The organism is Acinetobacter sp. RF14B, assembly GCF_006864105.1.
GTDB lineage: Bacteria > Pseudomonadota > Gammaproteobacteria > Pseudomonadales > Moraxellaceae > Acinetobacter > Acinetobacter lwoffii_C.
Window position 1 is genome coordinate 1 of the sequence record NZ_SMTB01000008.1, and the last position, 17,966, is coordinate 17,966.

The 17,966-nt window shown below is 39.9% G+C and carries 11 protein-coding genes; 6 read left to right on the plus strand and 5 right to left on the minus strand.

The genetic code is table 11. The annotated features are described in order from the left end of the window. The 4 genes from E2K52_RS02485 to E2K52_RS02500 all read left to right on the plus strand — a co-directional run. On the plus strand, positions 1 to 3,410 hold a 3,410-nt coding region (locus tag E2K52_RS02485), incomplete at its 5' end, for a BapA/Bap/LapF family large adhesin (protein WP_151203424.1). Between the two features lie 159 nt (positions 3,411 to 3,569). Then, positions 3,570 to 5,222 carry a poly alpha-glucosyltransferase gene (locus E2K52_RS02490; RefSeq protein WP_151203425.1) on the plus strand — a complete coding sequence of 551 codons (1,653 nt, stop codon included), beginning with the start codon at positions 3,570 to 3,572 and terminating at the stop codon, positions 5,220 to 5,222. A 9-nt stretch (positions 5,223 to 5,231) separates the two neighbouring features. After that, entirely contained in the window at positions 5,232 to 6,734 is a 1,503-nt protein-coding gene (locus E2K52_RS02495; protein ID WP_151203426.1) for a glycosyltransferase, read from the plus strand. Then, positions 6,727 to 8,514, plus strand: coding sequence for a CapA family protein (locus E2K52_RS02500; protein ID WP_151203427.1), 1,788 nt, complete (start codon positions 6,727 to 6,729; stop codon positions 8,512 to 8,514). The genes E2K52_RS02495 and E2K52_RS02500 overlap by 8 nt, the downstream gene beginning before the upstream one ends. A 1-nt stretch (position 8,515) precedes the next feature. Here E2K52_RS02500 and E2K52_RS02505 read toward each other — a convergent pair whose 3' ends face one another. From E2K52_RS02505 to E2K52_RS02515, 4 genes are all read right to left on the minus strand, one after another. Then, positions 8,516 to 9,193 (minus strand): metalloprotease, encoded by a 678-nt coding sequence (locus tag E2K52_RS02505; RefSeq protein WP_151203428.1) that lies wholly within the window; start codon positions 9,191 to 9,193, stop codon positions 8,516 to 8,518. 234 nt (positions 9,194 to 9,427) lie between these two features. Beyond that, positions 9,428 to 10,711, minus strand: a complete 1,284-nt coding sequence (locus E2K52_RS02510; RefSeq protein WP_151203429.1) for a ribonucleotide-diphosphate reductase subunit beta — start codon at positions 10,709 to 10,711, stop codon at positions 9,428 to 9,430. Between the two features lie 328 nt (positions 10,712 to 11,039). Beyond that, positions 11,040 to 11,168, minus strand: coding sequence for a hypothetical protein (locus E2K52_RS15565; RefSeq protein ID WP_264765935.1), 129 nt, complete (start codon positions 11,166 to 11,168; stop codon positions 11,040 to 11,042). A 292-nt stretch (positions 11,169 to 11,460) separates the two neighbouring features. Then, on the minus strand, positions 11,461 to 14,298 hold the full coding sequence (locus E2K52_RS02515; protein ID WP_151203430.1) for a ribonucleoside-diphosphate reductase subunit alpha: 2,838 nt from the start codon (positions 14,296 to 14,298) through the stop codon (positions 11,461 to 11,463). A gap of 570 nt (positions 14,299 to 14,868) precedes the next feature. On the opposite strand from E2K52_RS02515, the gene bfmR reads away from it, so the two are divergent. Then, the gene (bfmR, locus tag E2K52_RS02520; RefSeq protein WP_151203431.1) at positions 14,869 to 15,585 is read left to right on the plus strand and encodes a response regulator transcription factor BfmR; all 717 of its coding nucleotides are present in this window, start codon (positions 14,869 to 14,871) and stop codon (positions 15,583 to 15,585) included. A 40-nt stretch (positions 15,586 to 15,625) separates the two neighbouring features. After that, positions 15,626 to 17,299 (plus strand): sensor histidine kinase BfmS, encoded by a 1,674-nt coding sequence (gene bfmS, locus E2K52_RS02525; RefSeq protein ID WP_151203432.1) that lies wholly within the window; start codon positions 15,626 to 15,628, stop codon positions 17,297 to 17,299. A gap of 75 nt (positions 17,300 to 17,374) precedes the next feature. Here bfmS and E2K52_RS02530 read toward each other — a convergent pair whose 3' ends face one another. Then, complete coding sequence (locus tag E2K52_RS02530; RefSeq protein WP_151203433.1) at positions 17,375 to 17,731, minus strand: hypothetical protein; 357 nt, start codon at positions 17,729 to 17,731, stop codon at positions 17,375 to 17,377. Positions 17,732 to 17,966: the final 235 nt, after the last annotated feature.

A 17,966-nucleotide genomic window follows, 5' to 3' on the forward strand; every position in this document is an offset into this window, starting at 1 on the left:
ATGAAGATGGTACGGAAGTGACAGGTAAAGGTGAACCAGGTTCAGAAATTGTAGTGACTGACAAAGATGGCAACATCCTTGGTACAGGTACAGTAGATGAAAATGGTGACTTTGTTGTTCCAGTCAATCCTGCCTTAACTGATGGCAACACTGCTGACGTTATTGCAAAAGATGAAGCTGGTAATGAGTCTGAGCCTGTAGAAATCACGGGCGAGAAAGACACCATTGCACCTGCAGTCCCAACCGATGTTGTAATCGGTGAAGATGGTTTAACTGTTAGCGGTAAAGCGGAAGCTGGTTCAACTGTAGATGTAACCGACAAAAATGGTAACGTTATTGGTACGGGTACTGCAGATGAAAATGGTGACTTTGCTATTGAGCTTAAGCGTCCGGTAACGGATGGTGAGGTCGTCGATGTCACTGCGAAAGATCAGGCTGGTAATACATCTGAATCTACAGAAGTTACCGGTAATAAAGATACGATCGCGCCAGATGCACCTGAAGTTGCGATTGATGATAGTTATTCTGTTTTAACTGTGAAAACGGAGCCGAATGCAACTGTAAAACTTTATGATTCTGAAGGTAATCCAATGCTAGATAGCAACGGTAATCCAATAGAGATTAAAGCGGATGCGAATGGTGATGTAACTTATGAGTTTAGTCCGGCATTAGAGCGCGGAAGCGAGCTTAAAGTCACTGCCACAGATGAAGCAGGTAATGAATCAGCACCAGTCGATATCATTGTTGGTGTTGATGAGATCTTTGGGGCGGTAGATAATAATGTTGACGTAATCTTGGATGCCACACCTTCTAGAGAAGAAAACCAAACTCCGAGTGATTTAAACAAGAAGGGCTTTACTGTTGCAAATGTAGGGCTTGGACCTGTACTGGGCTTGGATGTATTGGCTGATGTTATAAAAAATTCAGTTCAACTTGAAGTAGGTAAAGACCAGGTTCGTGAAGTCACTATGTATGGTGATGCTGGTGGTATTCAAGTCCTTGCCACGATGGATCTGTATGTTTATAAACTTAACGAAAGTACAGGGCAGTGGGAACAACAATCAGTTACAGAGAACTGGGTTATTTCTTATTTACTTGGAGGAAAGTCAAAAGAAACAGATTTCACTTTGACAGAAGGGAAATGGATGTTTGTGATGGCTGGTGGTGAAGGTATCCAAGCATTAACTGGATATGGTCTCAACTTTACTAAAGATGTCGTTTTGGATTATGCCAATGCTGAAAGTATTTCTGGTTCTGCTCAAGGAAATATGATTACAGATGATGATTCTGAGTATGGTAGTGATGAGGTACCAGCGGGTAGTACCGTTACCGAAATTAAAGCAGAAGATGGCGAATGGGTAAGTACTTCCACTAGCGGTGAAATTCAGATTGAAGGTAAGTACGGTACCCTGACTGTTAAAGCGGATGGTTCTTATACTTATACTGTAAATGAAGATTTCCGCGGCTATGGTGAAAAAGATGTATTTACTTATCGCGTTACTTCGCCATCAGGAAAAGTCTCTGAAGCTGAATTAACTTTTGAATTAGATCTGACAGCAAAAGAGGATCGTATTGAAATTGATAATACGGTTATTCTAGATGTAGATCCTATCATTGCATTTGATTCTGATAACAGCTCTATTGCAGATGTTGTCGGCTTTAAAGTGATTGATATAGGTTTGTTAGAACCTGTTTTAAGTGCAGAAGCCTTAGGTGGTGCTGGTGCAATGGAGTTTAATGTTGGTGAAAACGAAGTTAAAGAGCTAACATTCCATGGTAGTGCGGGCGGCGTAGCTTTAGGCGTTGGCTATGATCTCTTTATCTATAAATTAGATCCTGCAACAGGCAACTATAATCAAGTTCATCTTGAAAAAGACTGGTTTATGGCTGCTTTTTTAGGTGGAAAATCTGAACAATTGACTTTACAGTTTGGTGAAGGTGAATATAAAGCACTGTTACAGAGCTCTGGAGGTCTGGGATTACTAACCGGTGCTGGATTATATGTCGATCATGAAACAGTTTATGATTATGGAAGTCCAACCAAATTCACTGGAACTGTAGAGGGCGATGCAACGCCACAAGATTCAACCATTTTATTGAAAGTAGATGGTGAGGATCTAAAAGTTGGTAAAGAAACAGTCATTCAGGGTGAATATGGTACGTTGGTGATTTCTTCTGATGGAACCTATACCTATACTGTTGAAAAACCAGACAATGCTCCTCTCGACTGGAAACCACCTTATGGTGAAGTTGATCGCTTTAAATTGGTGATGCAGGATGAAAATGGTAAAACTACTGTTGAGTACCTGAATATTAAAGTGGGTACGCATTCTGCTGAGGATGACTTTGATATTGTATCTGTGTCTGAAACGAACAAGGTGTCGAAGATTGAGTATAACGAAGTAGATAAAATCGGTGACTATGGAAAATCTTATACCAAAGAATTTGACGTAGCGAAACATGATTTAGATGCAGGCGTAACACTCAAAATTACTGGTAGTCCAACTATTATAGGTCCTCTAGGTAGTTATCTTGTTCTGACTTATACATTAACGAATGCGACAACAGGAAAGATATATTCTGATCGTGTTGAAGCGGCAAGAGGGAAGGATGGAGCGCTTGAGTTTACCTTAGACAATTTGCCTGAAGGAAAGTATAAGTTAGATATTACTGCGCAAAATGGTAACTTAGAGAGTATCCATTTTGTGACAGATGAGATCATTCACTCTGAAGAGTACGTAACAACTGAATTACCAGAAATCAAAGGTGCTCTGTTTGCCAATGATGAAGGTATTCAAATACTTGATACGTTGAGCTTTGGCAACAAAGTTGTTTTTGTCAATGATCCTAATCAAGGTGCTCAAACTATTACAGTTGAAGGTAATTACGGTACATTGGTTATTGGAAAAGACGGTAGTTACACTTATACCCCTAAAGGTGGTGTATACGGCATTGAAAAGTTTGTCTATGAGACGACTTCTAAAGTAGGAACAATCGAAACAGCGATCCTAGAAATCAATGTTGGCAAAACCGTAACTGCATCTGAACATGCTGATAGTGTGGATAGTTCAGCAGGTAATGATAGCTTTACTATGGGAACAGGCGGTGACACCGTCATCTTCGACCTATTAGCTGACGATAATGTTGGCGGTAATGGTCACGATGTTTGGAGTGACTTCAGTATGGAAGAGGGTGATAAGATTGAGGTAAGTGATTTACTGAGTGAAGGCACAACACTTGCTGATGCTATTACATTAACTGAAGATGCAGAAGGTAATGTCGTCTTGAATATTGACCGCGACGGTACAGCTGGTACTAGCTATCAGTCAGAATCATTCTTAACTTTGGTTGGGGTGGAGAAGACAGATACATTGTTAGATGACTTAATTAATAACGGTCATTTATTTTAATTAAGTTTTATCTGAGTAATGAAAAAGAGGGTCTCTAGAGATCCTCTTTTTTTATTATATATTCTTTAATATTACTTTTTATAAGCGTTATATACCTGTAAATGAAATATTAAATAATATACAATAAGGCTGATTAATAGGGTTAAATATGAGAGCAATATGGCTATATCTAAATATAGTGATCTGCAGGAATTTAAAATAAAACTAACAGATTGGTTATTCTCATTAAGAGAGAATCAGCAAGATTTTTATAGTGTATTTTTTTCATATGGAGATAAAAGTATACGCTGTCGTGTTTGGAATACGGCGGATAAAAATTACGATAAAGTAGTTAAAAGAACTCTGAATTTTATCGATAAATTATATGAAAAGAATAACCGGCTTCCTGAATTTTTAAAGTTTGACTTTGCAAAAAATATTGAAGAAAGAAAATGGACAGATCTTGTTAAAGAAGTAAGTGAGCAAAAACATAATAATCATTATCGAAAAGGAATTGCTTTTGATGAAAATTTGAGTATTTGCTTTTTGGAGCAAGAGATTTATGCAAAAGCAATTATTCGAGGGGTTGTATATAATGAACCCAATTTTTTTGATGAAAAAAATTTAAATGATGCTATTAGAAAAAAATATACCAATGTTAAGGCAAATTATTCACTAAATAAAATTGAAAAAGTCTGGGTATTTGATACACAAGCTGTTTTTTTTGAAAATAACCAGTTGATTGATTTAATATCTACGGGTCCAGAAAATGGTATACGTGTATTAAAGGGTAATAAAAAAGAACATATAAAAGAACTTGTTTTAAATAATGCCAAGTTTTTACATAATGAAATTTTAGAGAGTGGGAGGCTGGTTTATGGCTATTTCCCTGCCTATAACCGGGAAATTAAAAGTTATAATACAGTCCGTCACTGTACTGCCATATATGCCTTACTTGAAACACTTGAAGTCAATTATAATGAAGCATATCTACCAAAAATTAGAACTGCTATGCAGTATGCCATTGATCATTTATATAAAGAGGTAGATGGAAAAGCCTTTATGATTGATGGTAATGAACCTGATCTAGAAATTAAATTAGGTTCAAATGCCGCTGCAATTTTTATGTTTGCTAAATATCAGGAAATTATTGGCGACTCCAAATACCAAAAGTATGCCGAAATGCTTGCTGAAGGCATTCGCTTTATGATTGATGGTAAAGGGGAGACGACTCATGTATTAAGTTTCCCATCACTTGCAGTCAAAGAAAAGTTCAGAATTGTTTATTATGATGGGGAAGCTGCTTTAGGTCTACTTAGACTCTATCAAGTTAATCAAAATCCAATTTTGCTTGAAACTGTTAAATTAATGTTTGAGCATTTTATTACTAAAAAATATGATAAGTATCATGATCATTGGTTAAGTTATTGTACCAATGAATTAACTAAGATTTGCCCAGAAAAAAAGTATTTTGAATTTGGTTTAAATAACTATTTAAAACACATGGATTTTATTAAAAATCGTAAAACAGCATATGCAACATTTTTAGAAATGATGATGTCTGCATATAAGATGGTGGTGCGATTAAAAGAGCAAGGATTTACCGATTTAGTTAATATGGCTAAATTCGATGAACTAAAAGACTTAATAGAATTACGAGTCGAATTTCAAAGAGCAACAGGGTACTTTTATCCTGAAATAGCAATGTATATGGCTAAGCCTGAAAAAATTCTTAATGCGTTTTATGTAAGGCATGATCGTTTTAGAACACGTATCGATGATCAGGAACATAATTTATCTGGGTATGTGGCTTATTTAAATTATTTTATTTAGAGGTTGATAATGTTCTTTTTTCTAAGTGCAGGAATTGGGGAAAAGCTAACCGGTATTGAGCATGCGATTTTAAAAAGAAAACATGTTTTTGATAGCTGTGGTTTAGCGCATAAGATTGTAACCTTAAATTACAACGCCAATTATTTAAAGAATTTAAATATCCATCATATTCGGGCTGATAGTTTTCTGAATTTATATGACGATTACCAATATTTAATTTTTGCTGCTTTGAGATCAAATACTTTAGAAGATTATTTGAGTCATATTGTAGGAGAGGTTACCCTAGAAAAAAACAATGCCAATACAGATGTAAAAGTATATATAAATGGGAATTACCTATTTTATATCCACTTTTTCTCAAATGGGAACATTTCATACATTAATTATTTTGATAAAGCGAGAACGAAATTCAAGCGAGCTTTGTATACGGAGTCAGGCTATTTATCTAAAGAAATCTATTTAGAGAAAAACCAAGTCAAATCATGTCTTTACTATAATCAGCAGGGGATTGTGGTTTTAGAGGAGCACTACACCCAAGATAATCAGCTTAGTTATTTAAGTCTAAAAGAATCCAATGGTTCATCTTGTTTTTTTCAAGATCGTGATCAGTGGATTAAGCATTGGTTTCAAAAAATTATCACCTTTTATAAGCAGCCTGTTTTTTATGTCGATAAAAACAGACTTTATAATCATATTTTAGTGGAGTTAAAGTCTCCTGCATTTAAGTTAATTTCGATTTTCCATAGCGTGCATGTCAGTAATCCTCAGAAGATGGGAGACGGGCGAATTAACTCCAATTACAAAATATCTTTAGCAGAAACAAATAAATTTGACGGTTATATTGTATCCACAGAGCAACAGCGGCAGGATCTTTGGGCACGTTTTGGTTCAGAATTAAAAATTTGGGTGATTCCTCCGACATTTGCCCACATAGAATCTGAACTCACTGTCAATGCCGTAGCATCCCCCTTCAACGTCATTTCTGTAGGGCGATATTATGTAGAAAAAAGACTTCATCATATTATTCAGGCTGTTGAAATTTTAAAAGAGAAGTATCCTGAAATTCAGCTTGATCTTTATGGTTTTGGTGACTCTAGAGATAACTTTATATATGAAAAAGAAATTCGCAAATATGTAGATGATCACGACTTAGAGACGAATGTACATTTCAAAGGCTATGTGCACAATATCTCGGACAAAATCCGAAATGCACATGTCTCTGTTGTGACGAGTACAATAGAAGGTTTCTGTATTGGAATTTTGGATAGTTTAAGTGTAGGAACGCCTGTAGTGGCCTACGATATTAAGTATGGTCCAAATGCACTAATTGAACAAAATCTTTCTGGTGTTTTAGTTGAAAATGAAAATATTCAAGCCTTAGCTATTGCAATCGAGCAATGCTACTTAAACCCACATATGAGAACCCATGCGATTAAGTCGGCGAAAAAATATGATTTGAATGACTATAAAAAGAAATGGTTAGATCATTTGTTGGAGTTGAGTTATGTATAACTATTTAGTACAAAAAAATGGTGCGTTATTGCCGCACTCCAAACCCCAACACGTCGATTTTTCTGACCAAAATGAAGGGCTAGGTCCACTTTTGGTGCTTTATGTAGTTTATAAGTTATTAGATGAACGTAAGTTAAGTTTGGATGATAGCGTCGAGATTACAGAGACGGCCCTCCAAGAAAGAGGGCGAGGTGTTGTTGGTTATGCATTACATGATAAAGTCAATTTATTACAAGTGTTAATGCATTACAAAGTAACAGCGGGTGTAGATTCTCTATTTCTTTTGGCTCAGCATGTTTATAATAAGACCCAAAAGCGCATGAGCCATTATTTTGAAGAGTTAATAAAAAAACATAACTTAAGTCCAAATAGTGCCAAAAATCTTTCAGGTAAAAAGAATTCAAAATTTATCCAGCAATATACCTTAAATGATGTGCTTAAAATCGCTGAATTAATGACTCAAATTAATCCCTTTTATCTGCAAATTTTAACGCTGGGTAAAATTGCATATAAAGCTAGAAATTTTCTAAGCCCAACATTTTTACTCGATCAAGGCAAGGTTAATTACTTTTTCAGCTTTCTTAATATTTCCATAGCATGGCAAAAGCATACATCATTTGATTTTACGATTGTCATTACACAGGGAATTGAGAGTAGTTTTCAACAAGATTCTGTGATTGAACGGCACTTATTGGGCCATGAAGGGCTGGATCGACTTATTTCTGATTTAAATGTAGTGACTACCCTCAAGCAAGATCGTGCCATTGTAAATATTATTGGTGATACCTATTTAGGCGAATATTACACTGAGCGACGTCGTAAACGAAAAGTATTTGATCCTCTATTGAATCATGGCTATGACTATAGCTTTGAAAAACTAAAGTTTTTTTTAAATGCAGCCGATATTAATCTAGCCAATCACGAAGCATGTTTTGTAAATAATCAAATTCAATCTCCCTTGGTTGGATTGAAAAAATTTATATTGGGTGCACAGGATGTACCAACAGTCAATGCGCTTAAAAAAGCCAATATTCATTATTTATGTTTAGCCAATAACCACACTGCTGACTTTGGTGCAGTAGGTATCACACATACACTAAAAACGTTGCAAAATGCGCAAATACATTATGTAGGAGTGGGAGAAAATGAGTTTGAAGCATGCACGCCCATGAGAATTCAGATTAATGGTCGTATTATTTCTTTTTATTCTGGCTATTGGCATCGAGCCACTAACGAAAAAATATTTAAATTTTATGCCACACCTTCTTCTTCTGGTGTTGCGACCTTAGAAAGTGTTTTGTATGAAGCAGTTGCATTAGAAAAGCAAAAATATCCATCGCATTTTATTGTGGTGTTGGCACATTGGGGAGTAGATTTCTTACCGACTCAAGCCTATCAAAAAATACTCGCAAACCGATTGGTTCAACAGGGGGCAGATTTGATTCTAGGTCATGGTGCTCATACTTTACAGTCGATGGAAACGATCCAAGATTCAACCGTTATTTATAGTTTAGGTAATGGTATTTTTAATAGTGATGGTGAATATGATGGTTATCCAGATGCTTTGCCATTTGGCATGATTGCACAATTGATTTTTGAGAAAGATAGTTTAAATCTACGCCTATTGCCAATTCAATCTAATAACCGTGAAACCATGTGGCAACCCGATTTTGTACAATTAGATGATTTTAATCAAGTGGCTGATTATTATGGAGATATCGATTTTAATGCTATTAACCGCGCGCAATGGCCCTATTATTTCGAGAAAAAAATTCTCTAGTTTAGCGGGACTTTAATTTTTGATAATGTTCTTTAATGATCTGAATTTGTTGATCATTAAAGCCTATATTACGTTGCCCACCACTGCCGTCACAGCCACCTTTACTTGCCATCAAGTTAGTGGTGTCTTTAAATTTTGCACCTTTAACACAAACATGACGTAAACCAAAGGCATGTCCCATTTCATGGGGGAGAGCAGCTTGAATGTTGTAATTTAGTCGCTCCCAATCAAGTAGTATGATAGGTCGTCCATTGTTATGAAAGCCCCAACTATCTGCTGCTTTAAATCCTGATTTTGAGCTGTAGCTATCAAAAATAAATATATAAATTTCAGCTTCTTTACTCTTTGATGGAAAGCACTGCCGGAAAATTTTAATAAGTGCCGGTCGTTCCATAGGTTTAGGGCTTTCTAAAAGATGGCTGAGTTTGCAGTTTAATTGTTTGAATTTTTGATATGGAATGTATTTATTTAACTCGAATTTAAAAATGGGTTGATTTTTCTCAGTGACAAAATAGCGATTTAAAATATCTACTTCTTTTTTGATTTGGCTTGGGTTATCAAATTTTTGGGCTTCAACATGGGGTGTGGCAAATATAAAATTGACTTGAACAATAGGAAGAGCCATCGCATATTCTCCAATTAAGAGCAGAGGAATGGTCGCGAGTTTTTTTATATTCATAAAATTTCTCTTATTTGTCTGTTGTATTTTTTTAATTGATCTGAGGTTTGCCTTTGCTAACAATGATATTCCAAATTTTGTTGGAATGAAGCTGGTTTTTTTAAGCATGATTTAGGGGGTGAGAGGGGTATTTAAGTTGAGCAAAAAATGGCGTTTGTGGAGAAAGAGTTGAGTGTACTAAAAAGAGTAGTGATAAAAAATCCCGTCATAGAGACGGGATTTTTTATCTTTCCCTTACCAGCTTAACGCACCACCTGTCTGGTAATCCGTGACGCGCGTTTCAAAGAAGTTCTTCTCTTTACGCAGATCCATCATCTCTGACATCCACTGGAATGGGTTGTTTACCCCAGTAAACTGTTCAGGTAAGCCTAACTGGCTCAAACGACGGTTACAGATGAACTTCAGGTATTCTTCCATCATGCTGGCATTCATACCCAATACACCGCGTGGCATGGTGTCACGTGCATATTCGATTTCAAGCATAGTGCCTTCAAGAATCATCTGAATGACTTCTTGCTGGAACTCAGCTGTCCACAAGTGTGGGTTCTCGATCTTGATCTGGTTGATCATGTCGATACCGAAGTTCAGATGCATCGACTCATCACGCAAGATATACTGGAACTGCTCAGCCACACCATTCATCTTGTTACGGCGACCCATCGACAAGATTTGGCTAAAACCGCAGTAGAAGAAAATCCCTTCCAGCACGCAATAGAATGCAATCAGGTTGCGAAGCAAAATCTGGTCGTTTTCAGGTGTACCGGTTTTAAAGGTAGGATCACTTAAAGACTGGGTATACTTCAGCCCCCACGCTGCTTTACGTGCCACTGATGGAACTTCACGGTACATGTTAAAGACTTCGCCTTCATCCATACCCAAAGATTCAATACAGTACTGGTAAGCATGGGTATGAATCGCTTCTTCAAACGACTGACGCAAGATGTACTGACGGCATTCTGGGTTGGTAATATGGCGGTAAATTGCCAGTACCAGGTTATTGGCTACCAGTGAGTCCGCAGTCGAGAAGAAACCAAGCGAACGCATGACGATAGTACGTTCATCTTCAGTCAGACCATCTTCAGACTTCCATAATGCAATATCATGGTTCATGTTAATTTCTTGTGGCATCCAGTGGTTGGCACAACCATCCAGATATTTCTGCCACGCCCATTCATATTTGAATGGAACAAGCTGATTCAAGTCGGCGCGGCAGTTGATCATACGTTTGTCGTCAACCTGTACACGCTCTGCACCCATCTCAAGCTCTTCAAGACCTGGTGCAACATCCAGCTGGCTTAAGGAAGCAGATGCTTTTGCCAGTGAATCGGCTGGATTTGATCCTGTACTTCGAGGGGCTGGAGCGGGTTGTGCAGTTGCCACATCCGGCGATGTGTTGCCTGCATCAGATACCACTTGTGAATTAGTCGCTTTTTGCGGCTCGACGGGCGTAGGCTGGTGTTCAGGTGCAGCCGGTTTTTGCGAATCATCTTCGAAATCGTCCCAACTTAGGATAGACATATCAATTCTCTCTACGTTGCTTTATATCTTTTATGCGACATTCAGCTTGGCTGAGATGTCTTACTATACGCTTAATTTGTGTAAGCAAAATTAAGTTTTGTCGATGAATGCTGTGAATTTATACAGCAGCACTATCCCCACTACTTATTTTGCTTACGCTGTTGGCGAACTTTGAACCAGAAATAAGCAATCGGTGCGTAAAAGGTAATAGCAAAGGAAATTAGCAATGCCGCAAGTCCTAACATGTAGTTATGGGTCATAGGGGACATTGAGGTTTCCTTTTACTTTAAGTTGTGAATCCTAGCCGAAACTAGGATTCATGTTTAAATCATTTTTTAGATGATTTTACTGGCTTCACTGTTTCAACAACCGTAGTTTTAGGATGCTTTTTTGCATATTCCAAAGTTACGTATTGACCAGTGATAGCACTGCGAGCTGCTTTTTGATTATTAGCCATGCTCAGTACTCCTGATACAAAATCAAGATGACTCTTACTGGCTCATAAACTAATTCAATGATAGAATTGCTCACGCATTCACATATGCCAGCCTCGTCGTGACCATCTTGATATCACTTCGAGATTGAAAAGCCTTCTACGAGTTTTGATCGGCCTGTAGAGGGCTTTTTTATTGCCTAAAATTTTTAATCTCCCCAAAACCCCTCTTTAAGAAAGAGGGGCTTTTCACATCTCAAATTATGGGCTGTGATCCCCCTCCTTTTAGGAGGGGTTAGGGGAGGTCAAGCAAAGCTTACTGACAAGCCTCACAATCAGGATTGTCAATTGAACATGCTTGTGGTACTGGAGCCGCTTGAGCAAAACCTTCTTCCTCTGCAGGAGCTTCAGGTTTTTGCGCTTCAACCACCGGAGCGGCTGCTGCAACAGGTGCTGTAGTCGCAGTTGCTTTAACAGCATTTAGTGTGCCTGTATTAATCGTTGATTTCTCAGCAGATGTGGCACCCAGTGCACGTAGGTAATAAGTGGTTTTTAGGCCACGTAACCACGCCATTTTATAGGTAATGTCCAGCTTCTTACCATTTGCACCTGAAATATACAGGTTCAGCGATTGCGCTTGGTCGATCCATTTTTGACGACGAGAAGCAGCATCCACGATCCAGCGTGGCTCAACTTCAAATGCAGTTGCGAAGATTGCTTTCAGTTCTTCTGGAATACGAGAAATCTTCTGCACCGAACCTTCAAAATGTTTCAGGTCGTTGACCATGACCGCATCCCACAGACCGCGTTCTTTTAATGCACGAACCAGATACGGGTTGATCACGGTGAATTCGCCAGACAGGTTAGATTTCACATATAAGTTCTGGAAGGTCGGCTCGATGGACTGAGACACGCCACAAATGTTCGAAATCGTAGCAGTCGGAGCAATTGCCATCACGTTCGAGTTACGCATACCGTCTTTTTGAACTTTGGCTCGTAAGCTGTCCCAATCCAGACGTTGCGTGCGATCCACTTCAAACATGCGCTCTGGGCGTGTTTTTGCGACCAGATCCAGTGAATCGATCGGCAAGATGCCTTGATCCCATAATGAACCCTTAAAGGTTTCATAAGTACCACGCTCAACCGCCAAATCGCTTGAGGTTGAAATGGCATAGTAAGAAATCACTTCCATCGATTCGTCAGCGAAGTTCACCGCTTCATCAGAACCGTAAGCCATACCCATTTCGTACAGTGCATCCTGGAAGCCCATGATTCCCATACCAACTGGACGGTGTTTCAGGTTTGAATTTTTTGCTTGCGGAACAGCGTAGTAGTTGATGTCAATTACGTTGTCGAGCATACGAACGGCTGTTTTAATCGTGCGAGCAAGCTTCTCTCGATTTAAGACCCCACCTTGAACATGCTGAACCAGGTTGATCGAACCCAGGTTACATACCGCAATTTCATCTTTGCTGGTGTTTAATGTAATTTCAGTACACAGGTTAGAAGAGTGAACCACACCTACATGCTGTTGTGGTGAACGCAGGTTACATACGTCTTTGAAAGTGATCCATGGGTGACCGGTTTCAAACAGCATCGACAGCATTTTGCGCCACAAATCTTTTGCACGGATTTTCTTGTGCAGCATATTTGTTTCTTTGGCAATGCTTTCGTAGTAAGCATAACGCTCAGCGAATGCTGCACCAGTCAAATCATGCAGATCAGGCGTTTCAGAAGGAGTGAATAAAGTCCATTCTGCATCTTCAAATACACGTTGCATGAACAGGTCAGGAACCCAGTTCGCCGTGTTCATGTCGTGGGTACGACGACGGTCATCACCGGTGTTCTTACGCAGTTCCAGGAATTCTTCAATGTCCAAGTGCCAGGTTTCAAGGTATGCGCAGACTGCACCTTTACGCTTACCACCCTGGTTCACCGCAACAGCTGTATCGTTTGCTACTTTCAGGAATGGAACTACACCTTGAGACTTACCGTTAGTGCCTTTGATGTATGAGTTCAAGGCACGCACTGGCGTCCAGTCATTACCTAAACCGCCTGCCCATTTAGACAGCATTGCGTTATCACGCATCGCGCCATAAATGTCATACAGATCATCATCAATGGTGGTCAAGTAACAGCTCGATAATTGTGGACGTAACGTACCTGAGTTAAACAAGGTAGGCGTTGATGCCATATAGTCAAAGCTAGACAATAAGTTATAGAATTCAATCGCGCGATCTTCACGGTTTTCTTCATTGAGTGACAAGCCCATAGAAACACGCATAAAGAACAATTGCGGAAGTTCGAAACGTACGCCATCTGAATGGATGAAGTAACGGTCAAATAGAGTTTGCAGGCCCAAGTAAGTAAACTGATTTGAGCGTTCTGGTTGAATTGCTGCTGCCAGTTTCGCCAGATCAAAGTTCAACAGTTCTGGAGAAAGCAGCTCAAGCTCGATACCTTTCTTCAGGAAAGTTTCAAGCGCATCGCCTTCATTGGTGTCTGTCGGAAGACCCAAGAACTCTAAACCGGTGGCTACCAGATCATCACGTAGTAAACGTGCAGTCACATACGTATAGTTAGGCTCTTGCTCAATGCGGGTACGGGTCGCCATCATCATTGTGGTTGAGATGTCAGACTCTTTCACGCCGTTATACAGGTTTTTGACAGTCTCGTTGACAATCGCCTGTATATCAATACCTTCTAAACCTTCAGCAGCTTTGGTCACTGTGGCAGTCAAAGCACTTAAATCGAGTGGCTTAAGCTTACCGTCAGCATCCATGACTTGAAGCGTAGGATGATGGTTTGCACCCAGCTGCTTACGAGCTTCAGCACGTTGTTCGCGATAGATGACATAGGCACGCGCAACTTTCTGTTCGCCTGTACGCATAAGCGCAAGTTCAACCTGATCTTGGATTTCTTCAATGTGAATGGTTCCGCCTGAAGGCAAGCGACGTTTGAATGTGTTGAGGACCATTTCTGTCAGTTGTTCAATGCGATCGTGAATACGACTTGAGTCAGCGCTTTGCTGGCCTTCTACAGCCAAGAAAGCTTTACCAATGGCAACAGAGATTTTTTCCGCGTCAAAGCTGGCAACATCTCCGGTGCGTTTAATCACCTGAATTTGACCAGGAGTTGAAATTGATACGCTCATGCTAGCATAGCTCCATTTGTCATCTATTTTTATGTTTATAGACCATTTGAACTGGGCAATTTTTGTGCCACAGTGTTTGAGGAATAAACACAAGACCTAGTGGTTTAAAGTTTAATTGGACACAAGATACGGGAAAAATCAGGGTAGATCAATATTGACATTTTGCTAAATATTTTTCTGAAGTTTTATCTCGAACTTTTGTAAAAAAATCCCTATTTTTATTGATTTTTGTATAAGCCTTGTCCGGTAAGGCATAGCATAACAAAGCTGGCCTCAAGTGCTTATAGATAACCTTGTGGATAACTAAAAAGCCTTGACTCAAGCAGTCACATTTTATTCATGTAATTTTTATTGTAAAGGTGAGAGGATGGCTGAACTCTTGAGAAAAGCGCGTTTGTCTGAAAAGGCGCCTGATAAGTATTACAAAATGCTATTTTGATGTATCAGTTTGGTGAACAGGATATTGTTTACAATGTAAACGTGTGTATATTGCAAGCATATTAAAATCGTATCTATTGGATTTCAAAAGGATACGCCATAGCATACGTCCATTAAATAAAGAGGCAAGACATGAGCCAAGAAGAAAAGTTACCCAAGATTTTAATTGTTGAAGATGATGAGCGTCTTGCACGTTTAACTCAAGAATATCTAATCCGTAACGGGCTGGAAGTTGGAGTTGAGCCGGACGGTAATCGTGCAATTCATCGTATTATTGCCGAGCAGCCTGATATGGTTGTCCTCGATGTGATGTTGCCGGGTGCAGATGGTTTGACCATTTGTCGTGAAGTGCGTCCACATTATCATCAGCCGATTTTAATGCTGACCGCACGCACAGAAGATATGGATCAGGTATTGGGTCTGGAAATGGGGGCAGACGACTATGTGGCTAAACCGGTACAGCCACGTGTACTTTTAGCGCGTATTCGTGCTTTGCTACGCCGTACCGACAAGGTGCCGGAAGATGAAGTGGCACAGCGTATTGAGTTTGATGACCTGGTCATCGACAATGGTGGGCGTTCAGTGACCTTAAATGGCGAGCTGGTTGATTTTACCAGTGCTGAATATGATCTGTTGTGGCTGCTTGCCTCAAATGCGGGGCGTATTCTGTCTCGTGAAGATATTTTCGAACGCTTGCGCGGCATTGAATATGATGGTCAGGACCGCTCAATTGATGTGCGTATCTCGCGCATTCGTCCAAAAATTGGTGATGATCCAGAGAATCCGAAACGTATTAAAACAGTACGTAGTAAAGGTTATCTATTCGTCAAAGAAACCAACGGAATGTAGGATCAGACGGTTGGTTGCCTGAAAAGCAGGATAAATATAAGTGTTTAAACACAGTATATTTTTGCGTATTTACGCAGGATTGGTCGTCCTTGTTGTATTGGTGGCGATATTTGGCTACCTGCTGGTACAGATTATTAACTATCAGCGTGCGCAGGAATATCGTGAATCCCTGACTGATGGTATGGCTTATATCATCAGTGAGGGGGTTGCGCGTCAGCCCAACTTTCAGCAGAAGATGGATTGGATTTCCGATGCCTCGGATTTATTAGAACTCCCGATTTACTATATCGAAGCCAGTAAAGTTGATGTTACCCGCGCCGAAGCCCGACGACTGGCTGAGCGCAAGGCCGTTGTGCGCTGGGATGCCAAAACCAGCGTGGCCTATATTGTTGTAGCGCTGCAAGATGACCCGGAGCATTATCTTTATATCAAGGCGGACAATATTACCGAACGTCAGATGAAGGCTTTGCCGGTCTTTATTCTGGATTATCTCGTGTACTATCCGGGCCAGGAAAAAGAATATCTTGAACGTATTCAGTCATATTTCTCCTACCCGATTTCAATAGAGACCGTACAGGCGCTGCCGCTGGACTCCGAACAGATCGGACGTTTACGCCTGGATCACAGTATTATTCTGTATCGTGATAGTGCCTCGATTCGTGGCACCACTATTTCCATTGTGTCACCCATTCCAGGTTCGACCTCGGAAGTACTGGTTATGGGGCCAGTGCCACTCTTTAACTGGATGCCATTTCAGCTGGCGGCGGGCATCACCTTGCTCAGCTTGTTTGTCTTAAGTCTGGGGGTGTATGGTTTGCTGGTGCCGATGCAGCGTAAACTGCGCGAAGTCAATTATGCCCTGAACAAGATGAAGAGCGGAAATATGTCGCTCCGTCTTCCGATTGAGGGAAATGATGAAATGGCGACTCTGGCATCCAGCTATAACAATATGTCAGATCATATTCAGCGTCTTATTGAAGCGCAGCGTGAGCTGATGCGTGCCGTGTCGCATGAGCTGCGTACGCCTGTTGCACGGATTCGTTTTGCGGTAGAAATGATGGCAGATGAAGATGACTACGATTACCGTCTACAGCGGGTCGAACAGATCGATAAAGATATTGAGGCGCTAAATACCCTGATTGATGAGATTATGACCTATGCCAAGCTTGAGCAGGGCATGCCTTCGATTGAGTTTGAACATGTAGATCTGTATGAAGTGTTAAATCAGGTTGCTGTGGAAACTGAAGCTCTGAAGACCGGAAAAGTTATTGAGCTGCAAGCAATGCCTGATGACATAGTGGTGGAGGCGGAGCGGCGCTATTTGCATCGGGTGATTCAAAATTTGGTAGGGAATGCCGTACGTTATTGCGATAGTAGAATTTTGCTAAGTGGTGGGCTGGATGCTGAAGGACAAGCCTATATCTGTATAGAAGATGATGGTCCGGGGATTCCGGAAATAGATCGCGCCCGTATCTTTGAGGCTTTTGCCCGTTTAGATGATAGTCGTAGCCGGGCTTCAGGGGGGTATGGTTTGGGACTTTCTATTGTTAGTCGGATTGCTTACTGGTTCGGAGGAAGCATTGAGGTTGATCAGAGTCCGAAACTGGGTGGCGCGCGCTTTATTATGACCTGGCCGGCCCATCGTTATAGTAAGAAATCCAGACCGAAAATGCTGGAACATGTTGAAGAAGCCAGCAGCGAGCGTTCAGCCTAAAATCTGTGTTTAAGTCACCTGATATAAAAAACGATACTGAAATCAGTATCGTTTTTTGTTTTATGCCACAAGAGTTTATTCCTGTACGGTGACGTCTGGTTCAATTAGTGGTTTGCCATCACGCAGGCTATCTAAGGGTTCTGCATTAAAATCAATCATCAGCTTATTGTATTTGGCATCTATACTGTAATTCTGGATCAGTTTTTGGTCGCCAGAAATGGTTTCCACTTTATATTCATCAACAATATTTAAAATGCCTTCCAGGTTGATGCTCGAAGAGGCCTGATCGGCTTGGAACAGGTCGTGAATTTCGCGCAAGTCAAAAATAGCATTGCTCGCATCAGGGTGTTTATGAATATAAGTTTCGATATGTCGAATCAAAAGTTGGGCAAATAAAAAATAATTAGGTTTATGCGTAAAATGTAGAGACATACTGGACTCCTTTAGTTGCTTTATTTATATGATTATCAGGCCTAGAAATACAAATAACATAATCTGAATCAATCTGTTGAATGTGTTGCAAAAAAATACAATTGCTTGATGGGGTGGTGCGGCCGGAACAGGGTTTAAATTGCCTGATTTTATATTTTTCGCTGAAAATTTAAACGACGCAAGTGGTGTTTAAAGTTACTTTTTGCTGTGGCACACTCATTTTGTTTTAGTTAAT

What these genes read in the sequence shown, in the direction of transcription:
- E2K52_RS02490 (WP_151203425.1), top strand. Translation starts at nt 3,570, where the DNA reads ATGGCTATATCTAAATATAGTGATCTGCAGGAATTTAAAATAAAACTA.
- E2K52_RS02495 (WP_151203426.1), top strand. Translation starts at nt 5,232, where the DNA reads ATGTTCTTTTTTCTAAGTGCAGGAATTGGGGAAAAGCTAACCGGTATT.
- E2K52_RS02500 (WP_151203427.1), top strand. Translation starts at nt 6,727, where the DNA reads ATGTATAACTATTTAGTACAAAAAAATGGTGCGTTATTGCCGCACTCC.
- E2K52_RS02505 (WP_151203428.1), bottom strand. Translation starts at nt 9,193, where the DNA reads ATGAATATAAAAAAACTCGCGACCATTCCTCTGCTCTTAATTGGAGAA.
- E2K52_RS02510 (WP_151203429.1), bottom strand. Translation starts at nt 10,711, where the DNA reads ATGTCTATCCTAAGTTGGGACGATTTCGAAGATGATTCGCAAAAACCG.
- E2K52_RS15565 (WP_264765935.1), bottom strand. Translation starts at nt 11,168, where the DNA reads ATGGCTAATAATCAAAAAGCAGCTCGCAGTGCTATCACTGGTCAATAC.
- E2K52_RS02515 (WP_151203430.1), bottom strand. Translation starts at nt 14,298, where the DNA reads ATGAGCGTATCAATTTCAACTCCTGGTCAAATTCAGGTGATTAAACGC.
- bfmR (WP_151203431.1), top strand. Translation starts at nt 14,869, where the DNA reads ATGAGCCAAGAAGAAAAGTTACCCAAGATTTTAATTGTTGAAGATGAT.
- E2K52_RS02530 (WP_151203433.1), bottom strand. Translation starts at nt 17,731, where the DNA reads ATGTCTCTACATTTTACGCATAAACCTAATTATTTTTTATTTGCCCAA.